The sequence below is a fragment of the Amycolatopsis sp. WAC 04182 genome (assembly GCF_003947465.1).
Classification (GTDB): Bacteria; Actinomycetota; Actinomycetes; order Mycobacteriales; family Pseudonocardiaceae; genus Amycolatopsis.
In genome coordinates this window covers 147,589-168,613 of record NZ_QHJJ01000006.1, presented here as the reverse complement: position 1 = coordinate 168,613, position 21,025 = coordinate 147,589, and the positions used below count along the sequence as shown (strand labels likewise).

Sequence of the window (21,025 nt, the reverse complement as noted above, 5' to 3'; positions counted from 1 at the left end):
CGACACCGAACGAGGTGAACAAGTTCATGCCCCGTAACCAAAGAACCGCCGGCCGCCACCGCATGGCACGTCGTACCAAGGTCGCCACCGGCGGCCTCGCGCTCGCCATCGCGGTCGGCGGGATCGTCGTGGTCACCACGACCGGAACCCCCGACGCGGCCAGGGCCGACGGCGCGGACAAGTCGTTCTTCATCGACATCACGAAGGTTCCCCGCGGCAACAACGTCAACCTCGACCTCGCGAAACGAGGCGCACGAGGGACGTTCACCGTGGACTGCGGCCGCAACGAGAACGGCCACTTCAACGGCGACAACTTCATCGCGCAGCCCGGTGTCCGCAATGGAGCCGAGCACCTCCACGACTACGTCGGGAACCTGTCGACCAACGCGGATTCGAACAACAAGAGCCTGCTGCGCGCGGGCACCACGTGCAAGAACGGGGACAAGTCGGCCTATTTCTGGCCGGTCATCCGGATCAACACCGAAGAAGAGGAAGAGAACGAGGCGGCGAACGAGGAGAAACTCGCCGCCGACCGCGCGAACGCGGCCAAGGACGAGGCGGCCGCCCAGGTCGACTGCCCCGACGTCGCCAGCGAACTCAGTGAGCTCAGCGAGGTCCCCGACCAGGCCATGCCCGCGGTCGACGAGAACCTCGACAAGCTCGACCAGGAGTCCGACAACGCGAACAACCAGCTGGCGCAAGGAAAACAAGCGGGCCAGGTACTCGACGAACTGAAGAACAAGCGGAAGCCGTCGATCGAGAAGATCGCCGACACCATGCGGCAGGCGGGCAAACCGGTCGAAAAGAACGAAGACCAGCTGGCCGGCTGCGCCGTGAAGCAGAACGGCGAGGGCGGCCTCGACAACGGCGGCGACAACAGCAACGTCAACGCGGCGGGCGACGCCGAAAAGAAGAAGGCCGACGGCGAGGCCGCCGACCTGCCCGGCGTGAACGACAACAACGAGATCGGCGACAACGAAGGCGAGATCCAGCGCGCCGAGAAGGTCGATCTGACCTTCACCAGCGGCGGCGCCCGCCGGGTCGTCGCGATGCCGAAATTCCTGCGCGTGCTCTACGGCGACGCCAAGCAGAGCACCAACGGCCCGGCCAACGCGCGGCCCAGCTGGACCTGCACCGGCTTCGAGGACCGGCTCACCGAGCTGTACCCGATCTGCCCGCGGGGCAGCAAGGTCACGCGGATCCACTCGTTCCCGAACTGCTGGGACGGGAAGAACACCGACAGCGCCAACCACCGCACGCATATCGTGTTCTCCGACCGCAACGGGAAATGCCCGCGCGGCTTCAAGAACGTGCCGCAGCTGCGGATCACGCTGGTGTACGACATCCCGCCGGAGATCCAGGCGGCCGGGCAGTACGCGGTCGACGCGTTCGCGCAGGAGAAGCACAATCCCCGCTCGGATCACGACGACTTCGCGAACGTCATGTCGCAGCGGCTGATGAACCAGCTGGTGAAGTGCGTCAACAGCGGTAAGAGGTGCAAGCAGTAGCGGAGCAAGTGGGGGCGCGGCGGGGATGACCCGCGCCCCCACCCCCCGCGCCGGGGGTCCGGTTCCCGGCCCGGCGTAGGGGTACCGGGCCGGGAACCGGCGAGCGATACGGCTTTCCCTCCCTGGAAACCGGACCGCCCGGTCTGGGTCAGGCCGTCGTGGACAACCGGCTCACCCGGTCGAACACGAGCGGCACCGCGACAGCGGGGTTCAGTTCGGCGAGGACCGCTTCCGCGTCCAAGCCCGGCAGGTGGATCCACGCGCTGTCCGCGAAATCCGGTGTCGTGACGCTGATGCGGGCGCAGCGGGCGGGCGGGACCAGCGCGACCCCGAACGGCTCGACCACGTTGCGCCACACCGATTGCGAGACGATCATCCCGGCGCCGAACTTGTCGCCCGTCGGATCCGAACGGCACCAGTAGCCCACGGCGTCGTTGAAGGTCGACGCGCACAGCAACCGGGTCAGCGTGATGTACGTGCGGTGGTAGCGGTGGTTGTCCGCCATCGGTCCCATGTGGACCGCCACGCGCGCCCGCATCGGGACACGGGCGTAGCGGTTGCGGGTCCGGAGGAGATGGTCCAGGTGGAACACGACCTCGCAGAGCTGGCCGACGGCGTGGTCCGGATACGCGACCATCAGCCCGTCCCCGGTCTCCCGGAAGTGACGCGCTTCCCCCGGCGCGAGCCCGACCGCGGTGAACGAGCGGGAAACCAGCGTTTCCATCTCGGTCTTCATCGGGTCCAACAGGTCGTCGCTGGCCTTGGACGAACCGACGATGTCGACGGACAGGACGGCGTGGGTGTGCGCGTTGTATCGGCCTGAGGTCAGCACCTGCATCTCTGCGACCCCTCCCCTGATCGGTGAAAACTGGCGGCAGGAAGCAGTGTTCCCACTCCTCACCGGAAGTTCTGTTCGGAACCGAACAAAACATGACCTCGCGCAGGTCAACGCCAGTGAGCTAAGTCACACCTTTTTCCGTGACCACCCGCAATGCCTCGCGGTCGATGACGGTGATCGCACGGCGCGAACTGGCCACCACTCCCGCCTTCCGGAGTTTGTCCAGCGCCTGCGCGACCATGGTCCGGCCCATCGGGATGAACTGCGCGAGTTCGTCCTGGCTCAACGGGATCCCGATCCGCCAGCCGGCGGGTGTCCGGATGCCACAGACGTCGACCAGATAGTCCAATCTGGTCGCGACCCTGGCCACCGCCTGCGGTTTCCAGGACTGGGTCCGCTGCCGCTGGGCGAGCACGAACCGCCGGGCGACGCTGACGAGCACCTCCCGCATCGCCGCCGGATGCTCCAGCAGGAACCGGTTGAACTCACTCGCCGCGATCCGCCGGACGTGCACTTCCTCGATGGCGACGACGTCGGCCATCCGGATACCGCCCGCGATCACCGCGATCTCGCCGTGCAGATCGCCGGGGACCCCGACGTCGAGGATGACCGTCGCACCCATCCGGTCGGCGCTGGTCACCTTCACGTAGCCGTGCCGCAGCAGCATGACGAAGTCGCCGGGTTCGCCCGCCCGCATCAGCGCCTGCCTGCCCTCGTAGGTCTGCGGGGTTCCCATCTCCAGCAACCGGGCACGGACGGGTTCGTCCAGTCGCTCCAGGAACGGACGTTCTCTTTCTTCGGCGGCCTCCTGGCCCAAACCCACGAAACACCCTCCCAGGCAGTCGTGAACACCTATCGCGGAGAGTAACCGAGTCGGCCACCCGATCCGGCGGCGGAACCGTCGTGAGTGGTGAAGATGCCCAGCCGGACCAGCTCCGATCTGATCCACTCGGCCAGCCGGTGCAACGGTCCGTCTTCGGCCTCGACGAAATAGCTGTCCACGATCTGGTGTCGCCTATCGGCGTGTTTCGCCGCATAGAGCAGCGCTGACCGTACCTCCGACACCTTCAGCGGAGCGACCTTGATTCCCGGAGCGGGCCGCACGGTGCTTTTGGCGGCCATCACCGCCAGCACGGCCTCCTCCAGGCTGAACCGGTGCTCCACCGGTACGACCACATGTTCCACGCCCTCGACAACCCGGCGCCCGATCAACGGCATGCCCTCAGATCAGCACGACGCACGGCCGTAGTCTGTTCGGCACCGAACACTCACCTCGGTTCGACCGCCGCGAGGGCGTCTTCGAGCGTTTCCCGGTACAGCCGCATCCGTTCGACGAGCATCACCGGATCAGGGTTCTCGTCCCGCGCGTGTCGCTCCAGCTTCTCGGTGGTCTGCTTCACCGTCACCCGCAGCTCGACGACTTCGGGACTGTTCCGATCCGTGCGGCTTTCCAGCCTCGCCACCGCCCGCCGGAAGACTCCGGCGAGGTCCGTCTCGCCCGGCCGCAGCGTTTCGATGGCCGTCAGCGCCCGTCCGAGCAGGCTGTAGTGGTCGGACGGCGGTTCCGGCGCACGTTTCGGCTGCGCCTGCCTCGGCCGCCTTCCGTTCAGCACGAAGAACGCGGTCTCGGCCGGGATCAGCACGGCCAGGACGGCGACGCCGCCGAACAGCCAGGCCTGCGGATGCGGATAGGTCACCGCGCGGCCGATCAGCCCGGCGATCAGGCTGAGCACCACCGCGACGACGTGGAACGGGCGGTTGTCGTGATCGGCCATGTCAGAAGTTGCTGAAGACGTTGACGAACATCTTGTCGATGCCGTGCGGGTCGACGGCCTGGTAGCTGCGGGCCTTGGACTTCTGCGCGATCTCGTCGAGGACCCGGCTGTCGGCCTGCGCGCCGTAGGCCATCGTGAAGATGCGGACGGAGTTGTCCAGCCGCTCGGCGTCGACGTTCTGCAGCACCTGCTCCTTGGTCCCGGCCTCGGTGTTCTCGCCGTCGGTCAGGAAGACGACGGCGTTGATCAGCTTCGGGTCGAACTCCCGCCGCATCTTGTCGTTCGCGGCCATCACGGTCTGGTACAGCGCCGTATCGCCTTTCGGGGTCAGGTTTTCGACCAGGTCCAGCATCGGGCCGCGGACGTTCTTCACCTTGCCGATCGGCATCTTTTCCTCATACCCGTCGGAGAACGTCCACAACCCGACCTCGTCTTCGGGATGCAGGTACTCGAGCTGTTTCCGGATCGCGGGTTTCAGCAGCGCGATCCGGCTCTCGGAGTACGGCTTGTCCTTGCGGTTCTTGTCGAACGGTTCGTTCATCGAGCCGGACAGGTCCAGCACCAGCAGGATCCGGCCGCGCCGCTGCGTGTACTCCCAGCCGTCCAGCATCTTCTGGATCTGCTCGCCGGTCGGGACGCCGATCTTCGGCGGCTCCTGGGTCTCCTGCGTGCCCACGACCTTGGCCAGCTCCGGGTTGCCGCTCCCACCGGGGTCCCGGAACCCGAGATCACGGAACCGTTTCTGCTGTTCGGCTTCCAGGAGGAAGTCGTAGAAGTCCTTGGCCGCCGCCTGCTGCTCCGGTGTCGCGTTCGCGGTGGTCAGGAAGGGATGGTCGATCAGCATCGTCCCTTCCCTGGGGTGGACGGCGACCAGCGGGCGCAGCGGCGCGACGGGGTCGCCCTTCAGCTGCGCGGGATCCCCGGTCGGCACGCCGCGGTTGTAGAGATAGACCATCTGCTCCTGCATCGCCATCGCGCTGATGTAGGGCGTCGGCTTCTTGCGGTCCTCTTCGTACAGCGTCTTCAGGAAGGCCACCGAATCGTCGCTGTAGTAGGCGACCGAGGCCTCGATCCCGCGGACGAACTGCACGGTCTCCGCGGTCCCGATCTTGCCGTAGTCGCCGCCCGTCGCCGCGAAGTAGGTCGCGATGGTCGCGGCGAGCCCGGACGTCGACCGTCGCGGGTTGTCCTTGCCGAGCGTGAAGTTCCCCCACTGGGCGTACGCCGCGCCCTTCGAGGCCCAGCCGCCGTTGCGGTTCATTTCCAGGACGTCGCCCCAGCCGGGCGTTCTTTCCGGCCAGCCCAGTGCCTTGGCCATCGGCTCCGGCATCGCGATCACCATCGGGCTGGTCGCGAGCGAGGTCTTGGGCCCGGTCCTGATCCGCTCGCCTTTTCCGCGCTGGCGCAGCAGATCGAGCCAGAGCGACGAACTGGGCAGCCAGACCTGGGGTTCGGGCTGGCGTTCGTCGATGTCGTTCCAGCCGTCGGCGATGAGGTCGAGCGTGGCACCCGAGGTCTTCTTGTACGCCTCGACCTTCGCGCACCGGCCACGGTCGAACGTCCGGCCGGTGTTGTTGTACCGCTCGGCCAGTTCGGCGATCAGGTCGCCCTTCTCCGTGGAGGAACTGGTGACCAGGCGGACGCAGTCGGCCCTGCTCGCGTTCGAGGGCGGGGTGACCGTGGTGGCGAGCAGGACGATCACGAGCGTCCCGACGAGCGCGCCGAAGACGAGCGAAAGCCAGCCTGATCTCCGCATGCGCCGCCCCCTAGCCGTTGTAGCGGGCAAGTGTAGCTACAACGTGGTTCCCGGTTATGTCTCCTCGGTCACGAGATCGTAGGTTTCGAAACCGAACCGGGCGAGGGTGCCCACCCAATTCCGATAGACCTGTAGATCATCGAAGGATTCGGCGTCTAGCCGCCATTCAGGTGGAAAGGCCTCCCGTAACGATTCGCCTGCCGAAAGGGCGACGAACGTCTTGCGCGCGGCGTCCGGATCGGCGACCAGCAGGGTCAGCAGGACGAGCACCGCACGATAGGGACCGCCGACGAACCGCGCCAGTTCCGCGTCCGGGATGCCGATGCGCACGAGCCGGTAGAGGTTGACCAGCTTGCGGATCTCGCGTGGCGTGTTCAGCCTTTTCCGCAGCACGTGGACGAAAGCGCGTTCGACCTCGGTGAGCCGCAACCGGTCCGGCCGCATGTTGTAGAACGTCGGCGGGGCCGTCTCCTGGACGACCACCTCCCTCGTTTCGCCGTCTTCTGGGGCGCCCTCGTCCTCCGGCCATTCTTCGGGCTCGGACGGCTCCGGTTCCCGTTCCTCGATCGGCATCAGGGCGTCGATCAGCTCGTCCGCCGCGGTTCCCATGGGGCGCAGGGCGAACACGATCTGGAAGATCTTGTCGAGGTACTCCGCCTGTCGCGCCTCCCCGCTGCCGAAAAGTTCTTCGTGGTGCTGGTCGAGGCAGCGCCGCAGCCACCGCGAATCGACCGCGACCACCACGACGAACGCGGGCAGCGCCAGCAGCAGATGCACCGCGGCCAGTACTTCGATCACCTTCGGCGGCGGGCAGCGGTCGAGATCGTCGATGTAGAGCACGATCCGCTCCAGCGGCGGCTTGCCCTTGCCGCCCGCCCGCAGCCATTCCTCCCTGGCGTCCACCAGATCGGCGCTCAGGTTCGCGAGGTCTTCGCGAACCCGGGCGAAAACCCCTTGGTAGTCCCCGTATCGGCCGGTTTTCGCCTCTTCGATCAGCTCGCCGAGCCTGCTGGCCGCGTCCAGCCGCCGGAGCCGTTCCTCGGTCTCCCGGACCTCGGTCTCGAACCGTTCCGCGCGTTTGTCGACGTCGTGCCGCAGTTTGTCCAATGTGGACTTGAGTGGCGCGAGGGCGGCCCTGGCGGTGGTGAGCGCCGGGGTCAGCACGGCGCCGAGCGCGACGATGGCGCCCGCCGCGGCGAGGATCGCGTTGTGCCACAAGGCCCAGCCGGTGATCGCCGCGGCGACACCGAGCACGCCCAGCACCGCGTACCCCGCGACGGCGAGCCTCCGCCGGCGGCGTTCGGCCCGGTCCACCCCGGACACCAGCAGCCGCCAGCGCCAGGTGTGCGGGGAATCCGCCTTGACCGCCTTCAGCCCCGCGAGCCGAGTGCGCAGCTCCTCGCGTTCGGCGCGGACCTCGCCGGCGTCCGCGTGCGTCTCGGGCGCGCCGAGGTTGCGGAACAGGTGGTCCACCAGCCCGACCCACAGATGGTCGTCGTGGTACTGCCAGGCGTTGAACCGGATCTGCCGGATCTCACCGGCGAACACGCTGTTGGCGGCGTCGCCCCGGGACCGGCGCGCCAGTTCGGCCACCCGGTCCGTCACCTGGCGGACGAAACTCGACTTGCCGGAGCCCCAGGGGCCCAGCAGCGCGACGCACAGCGGCGGGCTGGTCTCGCGGTCGGCGATGACCGCGGCGAGCGTGCGCACGTCGTCGTGGAACCCGATCAGGTCGACCGGGCTTTCGACGTCGGGCGTGATCCGCGGCCGCGCCCGGCCCGGTTTGGGTTCGACGAAGCCGGTGCCGTCGATCTGGTTGCCGAAGCGGTCCCACACCCGGATCGTGCGGTCGTCCCCGACCGTGACGATCTTCTCGTTGCCCGCGGTGCAGACGATCGCCCGGACGTTCCCCTGATGTCCCTTGAGGAGCGTGTAGTCCCGCGGGTCGTCGATCTCGCGGACGCGGACCTCGCCGTCGGAACCGCCGGAGAGCACCAGCTTGCCGTCCGCGCCGAAGGCCAGCGCCCGCACCACGCCGGTGTGCCCGGGGAAGACGAGGGCCGGATCGCCCTTGCGCCCCCACAACCGGACCATCTCGCCTTCGGCGGACAACACCTGCCGGCCGTCGGCCGAGATCGCGACCACATGGACCGCGCCCGCGCCGCCGAACCGGTAGTGGGAAACGATTTCCCTGTCCCACAGCCGCACGCCACCGGCGTCGTCCCCGGCGACGACGACCCGGCCGTCCGGGGTCACCGCGACCGATTCGACCTCCGGGCCGCCGGTGCGCAGGGCCCGTACCGTCGCGCCGTCCAGCCGCCGGACCTCGACGGTGCTTCCCGCGCCGGACACGGCGAAATCCTTCGCCACCGCGACCGCCACCGTCCGCTTGGTGGTCTGGACCTCCGGGGGATGCGCGCCGGAACCGGTGATCCGCCAGCGCCGCACCGTCGCCCCATCGCAACCGACCACGTACTGACCCGAGATACCCACCGCCAGCACCGGCCGATCGTGGCCGCTCAGCGCGAAACGCTGCTCTCCGGTTTCCAGGTCCCATACCCGCACGGTCCGGTCCGCGCCGCCGGTGACCAGCCGGTTTCCCTTCACCGCGACCGCGAGGATCGGTTCTTCGTGTCCGGTGAAACGCGCCGTCGTCATAACTGCACAGTCTTCCGGTCGCGTCAAGATCATGGTTAACGACAGGCGACTATCGGCGGGTACCCCGAGCGCCGCGAAAGGGTCAGGGTCGACAGTGCTCCGAAATTCCAGCACGCTTTAAACGCGAGGAGTTCAACGTGCTTCGACGTACCTTCGCCGCGGTGCTCACCGGCGCCGCGCTCTCCGTCTCGGTGCTTTCGGCACCCTCCGCCGGTGCCGCCGAGATCATGGCGACCACCCTGACCTACGACGACAGCCAGGCCGCGGAGTTCAAGGACGCGGTGGCCGCCGGCGTCAACGTCTGGAACACCAACGTCACCAACGTCCGGATCGTGAAGGCGACGCCGGGGCAGCGGGTCAACATCCGGGTCATCGCCGACAACGGCTGGCCGCGCGCCACGCTCGGCCCGGTCCGCCCCAGCGGCACGGTCACCGTGTGGATGGGGCGGCAGGCCGTCCAGCAGGGTTACTACACGCCGCGGATCGCTTCCCACGAACTCGGGCACAGCCTCGGCCTGCCCGACGTGAAGCCCGGCCCGTGCTCGTCGCTGATGTCCGGCTCGACCGGTGGCGTCAGCTGCAAGAGCGTGAACCCGAACGCGCAGGAGAAGTCCAGGGTCCAGCAGCTCTACGCCGGCACCGCGGTGCAGAGCGCCGACGCGGGCAAGGTCCTCGCGGACGTCGGCTGATCCCGCGCCAGGGGGTGCCCGCCCGGCACCCCCTGGCCCGGTTTCTAGACCTTCGCCGTGATCGCCGCCGCCGGGCACGACTGCACGGCGTCGCCGATGTCGGCCGGTTCCGGGTCCAGCAACCGGACCCGGCCGTCCTCATCGTCCTGTGCGAACACCTCGGGCGCGGTCAGCACGCACATTCCGGCGCCCACACAGCGGTCCCGGTCCACTTCGAGTTTCATCGCGATCAGTCCCACGCCACCGGGAGCGCGTAGACCCCGTAGATGTCGGAGTCCGTCCGCATCGGGATCTCTTCGGCCGGAACGGCGAGGCGCAGCCTCGGGAACCTGGCGAGCAACCCGGTGAAGGCGACCTTCATCTGGACCCGCGCGAGCTGCTGGCCGAGGCACTGGTGGACCCCGTGCCCGAAGGAGGCGTGCCCGGCGGCGTTCCGGCGGACGTCGAGCCGGTCGGGATCCGGGAACTTCAGCGGATCACGGTTGGCCGCCATGCCCGACAGCGCGACCGCCTCCCCCGCTTTGACGAGCTGACCGCCGATCTCGACGTCTTCGAGCGCGGTGCGCGCACCGGTGTGCGCGATCGTCAGGTAGCGCAGCAGTTCCTCGATCGCGCCTTCGATCCGCTCCGGGTCCTCGCGCAAGATCGCGAGCTGGTCCGGATGCTGCAGCAAGGCGAAAGTGCCCAGCGCGAGCATATTGGCCGTGGTGTCCAAACCGGCTCCCAGCAAGAGGAACGCGATACTGGTGAGCTCCTCGTCGGTGAGTTCCGTGGTCGTCAGTTCGCCGAGGATGTCGTCGGTCGGCTCGGCCCGTTTCGCCAGGATGAGCTTGTAGAGGTACTCCCCCAGCGCGTTGATGGCGGCTTCCTGCTCCTCGGCGGGAGCGTCCGGCAGGTTCAGCGGCAGGACGTTGCGGCGGAAGAACTCGTGGTCTTCGTAGGGGACGCCGAGCAGCTCGCAGATCATCAGCGCCGGAATGGGCTGCGCGAAGGCCGTCACCAGGTCTGCCGACGCTCCTTGCCGTTCCATCGCGTCGAGATACTCGGTGGTCACCTGCTCCACCCGTTCGGAGAGCAGCCGCATCCGGCGGACGGTGAACTTGCCGGTGAGCAGCTTGCGGTACCGCGCGTGCTCCGCGCCGTCCATCCTGATGAACATCCCCGGGGCAGCCGGCGGCATCTCCACCATCGCGGCCGCGCCCGGCAACGGCGAGTGCATCAGCTCCTGCCGGGCACTGAACCGCGGATCCGCGAGGACGGCCCGGGCGATCGCGTGCCCCGTCGCCAGCCAGCCTTCGTGCCCGTCGGGGAACGTCAGCCGGACGAGCGGGTGCTCGTCGCGCAGCGTGCCGAGCTCGGCGGGCGGGTCGAACGGGCAGCCCTTCGGCCGTTCGAGGGGTATCTCGGTGAGATGAGGGACCGAGGTGGTCATTTCTGTTCCTCCCAGTTTTTACCGATACCCAAAGGCTACGTTGCATTTACATCTGCCTCAAAGCTACGGACTGGCCTTTTTGCTGTTGTTGCTGGTAGATTTCGGCAAATCGTTGCAACGGTCGTGACGCTGAATGCAACGTCTCGTTGCAATGATCTGCGCCTGAACGCACAGGAGGTGCCCTTGCCCGGTGGCAGGCTGACCCAGGAGGACCGCCGGCTGATCGCGTCCTGGCTCAAGGACGGTCTCGGTTACGCCGAGATCGCCCGGCGGCTCGGGCGGCCGACGTCGACGATCAGCCGCGAGGTCGCGCGCAACAGCGGCCGGTCCGGCTACCGCGCCGAAGAAGCGAACCGCGTCACCGGCGAACGCGCCCGGCGCCGCAAACCGCAACCGCGCACCGCCCCCGTCGTCGAGAACGGCTACGGCCGGGACCCGGAAGCCGTACGCGCCTTCGAAACCGACTTCGCCGAAATGATCGTGGCGACCGGACTCCCCCGCATGACCGCGCGCGTCCTCGCGTGCCTGGCCGTCAGCGACGACGGCGTGCTCACCGCCGCCGAACTCGCCCGGCGGCTCCAGGTCAGCCCGGCCTCGATCTCGAACGCCGTCGCCTACCTGGAAGCACAAGCGATGCTCCGGCGGGAACGGGACGGCCGCCGGGAGCAGTACGTCATCGACGAGGAAATGCCGCAGCGAGTCTGGGCCGAAAGCGTCCGCTCGAACCAGGAATGGGTGAAGGTCTCCCGCCAGGGCGCCGAAGTCCTCGGCGTCGCGACCCCCGCGGGCGCCCGCTTGGACGACCTCTCCCGCTTCCACGCACGCATCGACGAAGTCATGCACGACGACCGCGTCGCGATCTTCGCCGGTGACGCTTTGACCGTACTCACCGCACTTCTGCACGCCGGCCGCGCGCTGTCACTTCCGGCTCTCGCTTCGGCCTTGGAGTGGTCGACCGAGCGGGTCGCGGCCGCCTTGCGGGTGACGGAGGACCATCCGCATATCGCCGGCCCGGTCCGGGTGGATTGTCGTGATGGGGAGTATCGGGCGGTTCCTTTGGTGGAACGGCTCACTGGTGCGCAGATGGCTGCTTTGTCCTAGGGGTTGCCGTTTTCCGGCGAGGGCTGCTCGCCGGGGGCGTCGGCTCTTGAGGGTGGATCGTCGCGACGGCGTGGTAGCCGGAGAGCTAGCTACCGCAGGGGTCAGTCGTTGCCGTTTTTCGGCTATGTGGCTGGTGCGTCGTGGAGCCCTGGTAGTTGAAGACCCTTTGTGGAGAGGGCTGTTGCCATTCTCCGGCAACGCGCCAGCGCGCCATCGCCGTTTCCGGCTCGGGCAGGGTGCATGGCGGCAACCCCGGCAGGGGCTGTCGCCGTTTTCCGGCGACCGGCTCAGAACGGTGGCGGTCCGTCGGCTGGTGGCCGGGGTGGGTGAAGCGGGGGTGTTGTGCTGTCGTAGGTCTGACCGGTGGGGGTGGTGATGGTGAGGGTGCCGTCGGAGGCGAGCCGGTAGGTCCAGCCGGGTTCGTCCTTCAGCCGATGATCCCGGCGGCAGAGATCGACCAGCTCGTCGGCGTTGGTGTGGCCGCCGTGCTGCCACGGCAGCGAATGATCGATGTCGCAGGCCTGGGCGGGCCGGTGGCAGCCGGGTCTTCGGCACTCGCGGTCCCGCACCCGCACGAACTCGTCCAGCCCCGCCGTGGGCCGGTAGCGGTCCCGGCCCAAATCGAGGACCTGCCCGGAGAGCGGGTCGGTGATGATCCGCCGCAACACCGTGTTCGGCCCGGTCGCGATGTGCCGGGCCAGCCCCGCAGGCAGCGACCCATGCCCCGCCAGCTCCGCCGGCTCATCATTCAGGCCGAGGTAGGTGAACAGGTCCATGTACAGAAACACCTCACAACGCTCACTCGCACCACCCTGGCCGCCGAGGAGGAGATCGAGAGCGACATCGGCACGCAACTGGTCCAGGGTGCGGGTCTCACCGCCGGTTTTCAGGGATCGCGCTTCGCGATCGATGCGCTGGTAGGCGGCGGCCGCCTTCTCCACGGGGGCGTCTTCGACCTCGATGGAGGCGACCCCGGTCTCGCCGTGACGCAGGGTGAGACGGCGGCCGTCACGATCACGCGAAGCCCGCCGGTCGGCACCCTCGGGATCGATCGTGTTGGCCGCATGGTTGGCGGCTTTGCGGATCTGGTCGGGGTTTTTGTCCGCGATCCGGTCCTCCAAGACCGCGTCGACGGCACGCGCGTCGTCGTCGGAGAGCCACGAGGTGGCGGTGGCGACTTTCAGCGCACCGAACCCGCCGAGTTTCCCTTGATCCATCAAACCCAGGGTGCGGGGCAGACGAGTGGTCAACGCCTCCGCCGCGGCGACCAGAGCACCCGCGTGATTGTCCACAACGGACAGGGCGAACGCGACTTCTTGGGTGACGCTGCGGGCGCCGTCGCGGTGCCGGTTCAGCTGCGCCACAGCCCGGAACCGGATCGCCTCCAACCGTGCGATCCCCGCCGACGCCGCCTCGGCAAGCGCCACGGAATCCTTGTCGTCCAAGGAATCCACAACATCATTCACCGAGGCCAGCACAGCTGGGTCGGTGAGGTTTTCCAGAAGCGCCACCGGCGCGGAATGAGTATCCACCCCACGAACATACGACCCACCACCGACAAAAACCGACCCTGAGGACACCACAAAGCATTACCGATTTTCGGCAACGAAGGGTGCCGGAAAGGGGTGTCGCCGATAGCCACGACAAAAACCAGGGCGGCCCATCGCCGTTTCCCGGCAATGGGCCGCCCAGCAAGCCAAACCCGGACTACATCACGTCCCGCACGACCATCCGCTCCGAAGCGCGCTCGATAGCCGCTTCGACCGCGCCCACCCGGTCCGCCAGCAAGCCCATCGCGCCGACCGCGCGGCTCATCGGGTCCTCGTCGTCCCCACCCAGGGCTTGTGCGCGCAGGTAGGCCGCCTTCACGTCCGCCCACCGTTGCGCCTGCGCCGCGCTCAGACGGCCGCGAAGTTCCGCCAGTTTCAGCAGGTTCGCTTCGGCGCCGGAGGTGAGCGTCTGCGCTTCGCCGGCGTAGTGGTCGTCGATCAGTGCTTCCAGCTCGGCGTCGTTCATCGCGGGCACGATCCGACCGGCGAGTTTGTTCATGTTCCGGTACGAGCCTTGCAGCTGGAACGGCGGTTCGACCCGGGACGAGTCCGCTTGCGCCGCGGAAGCGATGTACGCCTGGTTGTTCGTCAGGATGATCCGCTGCACCTTGATCAGTTTCCGCAGTACGGCGAGGATCTGCTCCAGTTCGGTCGCCGAGTACGCGTGCTTCAGCTGATCCGCCCGCACCGAACCGTCGCCGCGGGCCAGCCGGACGAGAACGTCCACATCGGACCGTTCGCGTGAGACCAGTGGGGCCAGGACGGTGTTCGCGGTGAGCGAGTTCTCGATGTAGCTCAGCGCGAACAGTTCTTCCTTGCCCGACAGTACATCGCCGAGGTTCCACACGTCCGCGCGGTTGGCGAGCATGTCCGGGATCCGGAAACGCTTGCCCTGCTCGGTATACGGGTTACCCGCCATGCAGACCGCGAACCGCTTGCCCCGCAGGTCATACGTCCGCGTCCGGCCTTCCCAGACGCCTTCCATCCGCCGTTGCGCGTCGCACAGCGAGATGAACTTCTGCAGCAGTTCCGGCGAGGTGTGCTGGATGTCGTCCAGATACAACAACACGTTATTGCCCTGCTCCAGCGCGAACGAGATCTTTTCGACCTCTTGCCGCGCGGTCGCGTTGGGCGCGTCCGCCGGATCCACCGACGTGACCTCGTGTCCGAGCGCCGGGCCGTTCACCTTGACGAACACCAGCCCGAGGCGGCTCGCGACGTACTCCATGAGCGTCGTCTTGCCGTAACCGGGCGGCGAGATGAGCAGCAGCAGACCGGACTGGTCGGTCCGCCGCGCGTCGCCGGTCGCGCCGAGTTGCTTGGCGAGGTTGTCGCCGATCAACGGCAAATAGACCTCGTCGAGCAACCTGTTGCGCACGAAGGCACTCATCACCTTCGGCTTGTACTCGGACAGCCGGAGCCTGTCGCGTTCGGCAGCCACCAGGTCGTTGCGCAGCCGTTGGTACGCCCGGAAACCCGGCACCCGGTCACGCCGGAACCGGAGCGTCCTGGCCAGCGTCTCGTCGAGCCGCAGGGTCAGGGACCGGTTGACGATCCGTGGATGCGAGCCGAGCAGACCGTCCACAGTGGCCGAAAGCTCCGCCGATGAATCGTAGCGGGGCAAGTCGGCCAGTTCGATCACGACGGCCTCTGCGAGTTCATCCCTAGAAAGACCGGCTGAGTCCACAAAGGACCAAAGCCAGGCCTCGGCGAGCTGGTGACGATCCGCGAGGTCTTCGAGGGCACGCAGGTCTTCGGCGAAGCTCCGGCGGTCGAGCCGGAACTTGTCGAGCAGGGTCCGCGCGCCGGCGCTGGTGACGAAACCCGGCGACGCGTCGGCCAATTCCTCGAACAGGTACTCGCCGGCGAGTTCGAGGTCCAACGTCAGGCCGGACGACGTGGCGAACGCGCTCATCGCCTCGGTGAGTTCCCGAGCCAGCGAATCGATCGCCGTGGTGTGCCCGAACGCCTCGCGCACTCGCGCGAGCGACGCGGAGCGCGTCGTCCACGCGGCCTTCGTCGCCTCATCGGCACCGAAGGCCCAGAACAGCTGGGCGGCGGCCCGGGCGGCGGGCGGATAACACAGGAGCCCGGCCCCGGATCGCAGGCGCACCAACACCGACAGGATCGCGGCGGCGTCGTGGTCGTGCACTCCACGCGCGTAACCCTCGTCGTAGCGGTCGCCCGCCACCCGCCGGACGACGTCCAGCAGATCGGCTTCCTGCAGCTCCGGCTGTTCGGCCAGGATCGACGTCGCCAGGTACTCGGCGCGATAGACCTCGGGCGATTCCGAGACCAGCAGCTGGTCCCAGTACTGCCGCGTCGCCTCGAACGAGGAATCCCGTACGGGCGAGCGGTAGTCGGTCCCGGTGATCGCGAACTTCATCCCGCCGTCGTGCGGCACCAGGGTGAGGTCGATGTCCTGCGTGTTGACCGCGAAGGTGTTGCGGCCGAGGCGGATCGTCTCGCCGCCCTCGCCGTAGAGGTCGAGCCGGTCACGCAGCGCGCGGCCTGCCTCCTGACGGGCGGCCTTGACCCGGCCTTCGAGTTCTTCGGCGCGTACCTGGTCGCCGAGGTCCCGCAGTTCGGCGACGACGCTGCGCAGCTTCGCGACCATCGGGTCGGAGGCGAAGTAGGTGTTGATCTCGTCGACCGAACCGAGCGTGCCGACCCGCCTGGTGACGCTCGAAAGGATCCGCTCGGCCGAGTCGACCAGCCGATCCGCCCGACGCGCCCGCTCGTCGAGCAGCGCCTGCTTGCGAGAGGAGAACGCCTCGTAGACGTCGGTGCGCTTCTCGCCGAGCGACGCGAGGAAGTCGTCGAACTCGCCGAACCGCGACTCGAGGTTTTCCAGCTGCAGCAGCAACCTGCCGAGCTGCTCGTCGCAACGGTCGGGAGTGTCCGCGACCGCGAGACCGCCGGTGATCGCCTGCGCGAGCAGCGCGAACTCGGCGGCGAACTCCGCCCGGCCCTCGGTCTCCAGCAGTTCCTTGCGACGCGCTTCGAGGGTGGCCCGTGCCCGGTTGACCGCGCCGATGACCTCGCCGACGCGTTCGAGGATCTTCGTCCGCACCACGGCGTCCGCGATGTCCAGGCCGCCGACGACGTCGGTGAGGACTTCGAGTCCGCCGGACTGTTCGTCCAGCTGTTCGGCGACCGGGACGGCCTCGGCGACCGTGGAGATCGCGCCCGCGGCCTCGATCAGCCCGTCGACCTCGGCGTGGTAGCTCGTGAACGCGTCTTCGCCCTGCAGGAACCGGACGGCGCGCTGAGCGGCCTCGCCGAATTCCGTGTCGAGGTCGGCGATCAGCTTGTCGACGCGGCCCGTGTCGACATAGCGCAGTTCCCGGACGGTGACGAGATGTCCTCGCGCGCGGTGCATTTCGGCGAGCCTGCGCACCCACGCGTCGGCCGCGTTCAGCGCCTCGCCCCGCACCTTCCGCACGAGCGAGGCGGTTTCCGCGGCGGCTTCTTCGACGGCGTCGGCCGCCTGCGAGGTGAGCGCGGTGACCGTCTCGAACTCGTCGAGCACCTGTTCCGCGGTGACCCGGACGTCCGACAGCGGCGACCGCAGATCGCCGAGTTCGGCCTCGCCGAGCCAGTGGTAATGGTCGAAGACCCTCGCGCACGCGGCGATCAGAGCTTCGAACACCGCCGCCGACGGCGCCATCTCGCCGACCATCCGGCCGATCGAGAGACAGTCGGAGATCCCGCGGACCAGATCGGCGTTGCCGACCCGCTCCAGCGGCCCGGTCCCGGCGGGCTGCGACGCGGCGTACGTGTCCGACTGGAACGGCGTCCGCCACACCTGCATCGGGTGCACACGGCTCGGCTCGTCCGACAGCGCGCGGAACAGCACCATCGTGCCGTCGTCGAACAGCGAATACCCGTGGCACGGGATCGGGTTCGAGACCTCTTTGCGGATCACGTTGTACGGCAGGAGAAGCGAACGTCCGTCGGTCCGCGCGTGGAAGACGTAGAGCACGTCCTCGCCGTTGGGCGAGCGGATCACCCGCTCGAATTCGAGACCGTCCACGGTGGTGTCGAACGTCTTGCTGACACCCGTGTCGAGGTAGTAGCCGCCGGGGAAGATGATCCCGTGGTCCTCGGGCAGCCGCTGGCACGCCTGCCCGATCCCGTCGAGGCGCACGACGTCGCGCGTGCGGGTGTTGAACACCAGGTACCGGTGCACGGTCTCCTTGTACGGCAGCACCCGCAGCAGGATCAGCGGGCCGATCCTGGCGTAGGAGACCTCGGCGTCGGCGAGGCTCTGCAGTGGCTCGTCGACTGCCTCGGCGTAAACGCCCTCACCGGTTTCGGTGTTGTTCTCGACCTTGATCGTCAGGTTGCCGCCGACGGTCTCGACGAACACCTCGTCCTCGATCGAGATATGCGGATGCCGTCCGAGGACGTGCTGTTCGCGGCTCGTCTCGATCCATTCGAAGTCGTGCGACGGCGGGAAGACGTGGTCGCGTTCACCTCGGCTGTCCACATAGGACACCGCGCCGTCGGCGGCGATCCCCCAGCGCAGCACGCGGATGTCCTCGGTCCGCGGACCGATCTGGAACACCGCGAGCAGTTTGCCCTCGACCCGCCGCAGCTGCAGCAGCTTCGCCTGCCGGTAATACCGGTACAGCTCGGCGAAGTCGCGGACGAACCGCTCGTCGCGCAGCAGCTCCGGCAGTTCCTCGGCAGGCACGTCGTCGAAGCGGAACGCTTCTTCGTCATGACTGAAGCCGTGCAACGAAAAGACGTCATCGACCGTCGTCTCGGGCTTGAGGCCGATGAAGACGTTGTAGCCGAACAACATCCGCCCGCCGACCGACACGACGTCCCGCGGCACGCAGTTGTTCGCGGTGCGGATCCGCTCCGTGCCGATCAGCGCGAGCTGCGCGCTGCCGAAGACCCCGAGCCGCGCCGTGTTGAGCTCGTCCGCGCGTTTCGCCAGTTCGGCGGCCTGTGCGGCGAGCCGGGCGCGGAGCACCTCATAGGTGCCCGCGTCCAGCTGCTCCGTTCCTGCCGCCGGTTCGGTCGTCGTCACTGCTTCGCGGGGGCGAGGGTGGCGACAGAGGTCTCGGCGAGGCCGAGCCGCTGCGCCATCGACAGCAGCTCACGCAGCTTGTCGCTGTCCGGGCCGCCCGCCTGCAACTGCTTGGCCAGGAAGGCCGACAGCGTCAGGTTCTTCACGTCCTCCGTGCTCACCGAGCCGACCAGTTTCGTCAGGTCGTCGGTGAAGCTGCCCGAACCGTCGAGCCATGACTTCCCGAGCGTCTGGACGACGTCCGAGTGCTCGACGAAACCGTCCACGCTCTTGCCGAGCCCGATCGAGCCGATCACCTTCTCGAAGAACATCGTCTCGCCGCCGACGATGTCGATGTCGGCCTTCTCCAGCCCGATGCCCAGCACCGTGGCCTGCGCCTCGGCGACCTCGCGCTGCACGTTGAGCGCGGCGAGCCGGATCTCCTTCTCGGCCTCCAAGCGCAAGCGGTATTCCTCGTGCTGACGGCTGGCGGTGTCGAGCGCGGCCATCGCGGCGGCCTTCTCGGTGAGACCTTCGGCCTCGCCCTTGAGCTTGTCGCGCATCCCGTCGGCGAGCACGATCGCCTTCTCGCGTTCGACGATCGCCTCGGCCCGGCCGACCTTCTCCAGCGCGTCGGCGTCGCGCTCCTTGACCTGCGCCGCGGCCAGGCCGATGGCGGCCTCCTCGGCCTGGATGCCTTCGGCCAGCCGGATCTTGGCGCGGGTGTCCAGCTCGGCGGCCTGCTGGCGTGCTTCGGCCAGCGTCAGTTCCTCGCGGGCCTTGTGCTTCGACGCGGCCTCGGCGGCTTCCGCGGCCTTGATGTCCTTGACGAGGTTTTCCTGCGCCTCGGCCTCGGCACGGATGATGATCGCCGAGCGCTGCCGCTCCGCCTCTTCGACGACGCGGAGCTTCTTGATGTTCTCTTCCTGCTCGGCCACGGTCTTCTCGACCGCGATCCGTTCGCGGATCACCTCGGCGATGGACCGCTTCTCGGTCTCGACCTCCTTGTCCTTGGCGATCCGGGACAGCTCGGTCTCGCGTTCGCGGCCGATGACCTCGAGCAGCCGGTCCTTCTCGATGCGCTCGCTCTCGATGGCGATGACCCGCTCACGGTTCTTGCCCGCGACCTCGATCTCACGCTGCTGGTTCTGGTGCTGGATGCCGAGCTGCTCGTCGGTGCGCAGCTGCGCGGCCTGCGACTTGAGCCGCTCCTCCGCCTGCACCTTCGCGATCTCGGCCTCTTCACGCGCCCGCATGGTCTCGACCTCGCGGTTCTGCTTGATCTCCGCGTCGGCCTGCCGCCGCTCCAGTTCCAGGATCGCCTCGCGGGCGTCCACGTTCTGGCGGGTGATCTCTTTTTCCTCGCTGCGGCGGAACTCGTTGGTGCGCACGTGCTCGATCGCGGTCAGCTCGGTGATCTTGCGGATACCCTGCGCGTCGAGGATGTTCGCGGAGTCGAGCTGCGCCATCGGCGTCTGCTCGAGGTAGTCGATGGCCGCGTCCTCCAGGCTGTACCCGTTGAGGTCGGTGCCGATGACGCGGATGATCTGATCGCGGAATTCGTGACGTTTGGTGTAGAGGTCCACGAAGTCGAGCTGCTTGCCGACGGTTTTCAGCGCCTCGGAGAACTTGGCGTTGAACAGCTCCTGCAGGGTCGCCTCGTGGCTCGCGCGTTCGGTGCCGATGGCCTGCGCGACCTTGATGACGTCCTCGACGGTCTTGTTGACCCGCACGAAGAACGAGATCCGGATGTCGGCGCGGATGTTGTCCCGGCAGATCAGGCCCTCACGGCCGGTCCGGGTGATCTCCATGGCCTTGACCGAGGTGTCCATGATCTCGGCCTTGTGCAGCACGGGCAGGACGATCGCGCCGGTGAACGTCACGTCGACGCGGCGGACCTTCGAGATGATCAGCGCCTTACCCTGCGGCACCTTTTTGAACAACCTGGTGATCGTGAAGAGCAAGACCAGGAGGATGACAACTATCACGGCGATCAGTACGCCGGCCCCCACGCTGATGGCACCCATAGTGTTCCTTTTCTGCTTCAGATGTCCAAGGACTCGACCCAGAAGAACTCGCGTTCGGAGTCGTAGTCATAGAGAACTACGCGGCTGCCCGCCGTGAGGTTGCCTTCGCCTGCCTGCCGAACGTCCACAATGGCCGTGGACCCGTCGGCGGCGGCGACTTCGGCCTGGCCGAAGTCATGGGTGACCGACGAGGTGCGGATGACCGCGGCCCGGCCGATGAAGTCTTTCCTGCTCGGTTCCTTCGCGGGACCGAAGACGCGACGTAGCGGCACCACGATCACCCTTGTCCCGAGTGTGCCGAGCACGAGCGCGACGGCGAGCACGCCGGTCCCGAGCCCGATCCTCGATGGTGTCGAAAGCTCCAGGTCATCGAGTAGAACCGTCCCTGCCAGGCTGGCGAACCAGGTGAATGCGATCAGTAAAGAGAGCGAAAGGGACAGTGGGACGCCGCCGAAACCGGCCAGGAGCCCGTCGCCGCCGTCGAACTCGTCGAGGTCGAAGGCGCCCAGCAGGGCCAGCAGCCAGTAGCCGATCACCACGATCAGCAGGAAGCTGAAGAGCACGGCCGGAAACCCCAGAGCCGCGGTGACGAACCCGCCCATCGCCGTCGTTCCCTCCCCCATTACCCCGGGTCAGGACTATAACCAGCGCGTGACGGCGGGCGGGCCGTT

General features: G+C 67.7%; 15 protein-coding genes. 3 read left to right on the top strand and 12 right to left on the bottom strand.

Going from position 1 to position 21,025, the window contains the following annotated elements; translation table 11 throughout:
* Positions 1–62 precede the first annotated feature (62 nt).
* The gene (locus tag DMH01_RS30065) at positions 63–1,508 is read left to right on the top strand and encodes a DUF1996 domain-containing protein (protein WP_125680636.1); all 1,446 of its coding nucleotides are present in this window, start codon (positions 63–65) and stop codon (positions 1,506–1,508) included.
* A gap of 148 nt (positions 1,509–1,656) precedes the next feature.
* Here the strand turns inward: DMH01_RS30065 and DMH01_RS30060 are convergent, their stop codons facing one another.
* The 6 genes from DMH01_RS30060 to DMH01_RS30035 form a co-directional block, all read right to left on the bottom strand.
* Positions 1,657–2,346, bottom strand: coding sequence for a hypothetical protein (locus DMH01_RS30060; RefSeq protein WP_034317906.1), 690 nt, complete (start codon positions 2,344–2,346; stop codon positions 1,657–1,659).
* A 121-nt stretch (positions 2,347–2,467) separates the two neighbouring features.
* Complete coding sequence (locus tag DMH01_RS30055; RefSeq protein WP_125680634.1) at positions 2,468–3,169, bottom strand: Crp/Fnr family transcriptional regulator; 702 nt, start codon at positions 3,167–3,169, stop codon at positions 2,468–2,470.
* 29 nt (positions 3,170–3,198) lie between these two features.
* Positions 3,199–3,564 (bottom strand): hypothetical protein, encoded by a 366-nt coding sequence (locus DMH01_RS30050; RefSeq protein ID WP_016331763.1) that lies wholly within the window; start codon positions 3,562–3,564, stop codon positions 3,199–3,201.
* A gap of 50 nt (positions 3,565–3,614) precedes the next feature.
* Positions 3,615–4,121 (bottom strand): hypothetical protein, encoded by a 507-nt coding sequence (locus tag DMH01_RS30045; protein ID WP_125680632.1) that lies wholly within the window; start codon positions 4,119–4,121, stop codon positions 3,615–3,617.
* Position 4,122: 1 nt separating this feature from the next.
* Positions 4,123–5,877 carry a substrate-binding and VWA domain-containing protein gene (locus DMH01_RS30040; RefSeq protein WP_125680630.1) on the bottom strand — a complete coding sequence of 585 codons (1,755 nt, stop codon included), beginning with the start codon at positions 5,875–5,877 and terminating at the stop codon, positions 4,123–4,125.
* A gap of 54 nt (positions 5,878–5,931) precedes the next feature.
* The gene (locus DMH01_RS30035; protein WP_125680628.1) at positions 5,932–8,535 is read right to left on the bottom strand and encodes a P-loop NTPase fold protein; all 2,604 of its coding nucleotides are present in this window, start codon (positions 8,533–8,535) and stop codon (positions 5,932–5,934) included.
* Positions 8,536–8,672: 137 nt separating this feature from the next.
* On the opposite strand from DMH01_RS30035, the gene DMH01_RS30030 reads away from it, so the two are divergent.
* Positions 8,673–9,224: a snapalysin family zinc-dependent metalloprotease gene (locus DMH01_RS30030; RefSeq protein WP_125680626.1), complete on the top strand. Its 552-nt coding sequence runs from the start codon at positions 8,673–8,675 to the stop codon at positions 9,222–9,224.
* 44 nt (positions 9,225–9,268) lie between these two features.
* On the opposite strand, the gene DMH01_RS30025 is transcribed toward DMH01_RS30030, so the two are convergent.
* Together DMH01_RS30025 and DMH01_RS30020 are read right to left on the bottom strand one after the other, a co-directional pair.
* Positions 9,269–9,448: a ferredoxin gene (locus DMH01_RS30025; protein ID WP_125680624.1), complete on the bottom strand. Its 180-nt coding sequence runs from the start codon at positions 9,446–9,448 to the stop codon at positions 9,269–9,271.
* 5 nt (positions 9,449–9,453) lie between these two features.
* Complete coding sequence (locus DMH01_RS30020) at positions 9,454–10,656, bottom strand: cytochrome P450 (RefSeq protein WP_125680622.1); 1,203 nt, start codon at positions 10,654–10,656, stop codon at positions 9,454–9,456.
* A 183-nt stretch (positions 10,657–10,839) separates the two neighbouring features.
* Here DMH01_RS30020 and DMH01_RS30015 point away from each other — a divergent pair, with 183 nt between their 5' ends.
* Entirely contained in the window at positions 10,840–11,757 is a 918-nt protein-coding gene (locus tag DMH01_RS30015) for a helix-turn-helix domain-containing protein (RefSeq protein WP_125680620.1), read from the top strand.
* A 287-nt stretch (positions 11,758–12,044) separates the two neighbouring features.
* On the opposite strand, the gene DMH01_RS30010 is transcribed toward DMH01_RS30015, so the two are convergent.
* From DMH01_RS30010 to DMH01_RS29995, 4 genes are all read right to left on the bottom strand, one after another.
* On the bottom strand, positions 12,045–13,268 hold the full coding sequence (locus tag DMH01_RS30010; RefSeq protein WP_233621732.1) for an HNH endonuclease signature motif containing protein: 1,224 nt from the start codon (positions 13,266–13,268) through the stop codon (positions 12,045–12,047).
* Between the two features lie 196 nt (positions 13,269–13,464).
* A complete protein-coding gene (locus tag DMH01_RS30005; protein ID WP_125680618.1) occupies positions 13,465–18,348 on the bottom strand; it encodes a DNA repair ATPase in 4,884 nt (1,627 codons plus the stop codon).
* The gene (locus DMH01_RS30000; protein WP_125680616.1) at positions 18,345–20,354 is read right to left on the bottom strand and encodes a flotillin family protein; all 2,010 of its coding nucleotides are present in this window, start codon (positions 20,352–20,354) and stop codon (positions 18,345–18,347) included. The genes DMH01_RS30005 and DMH01_RS30000 overlap by 4 nt, the downstream gene beginning before the upstream one ends.
* Positions 20,355–20,371: 17 nt before the next feature.
* The gene (locus tag DMH01_RS29995; RefSeq protein ID WP_125681399.1) at positions 20,372–20,956 is read right to left on the bottom strand and encodes a hypothetical protein; all 585 of its coding nucleotides are present in this window, start codon (positions 20,954–20,956) and stop codon (positions 20,372–20,374) included.
* Positions 20,957–21,025: the final 69 nt, after the last annotated feature.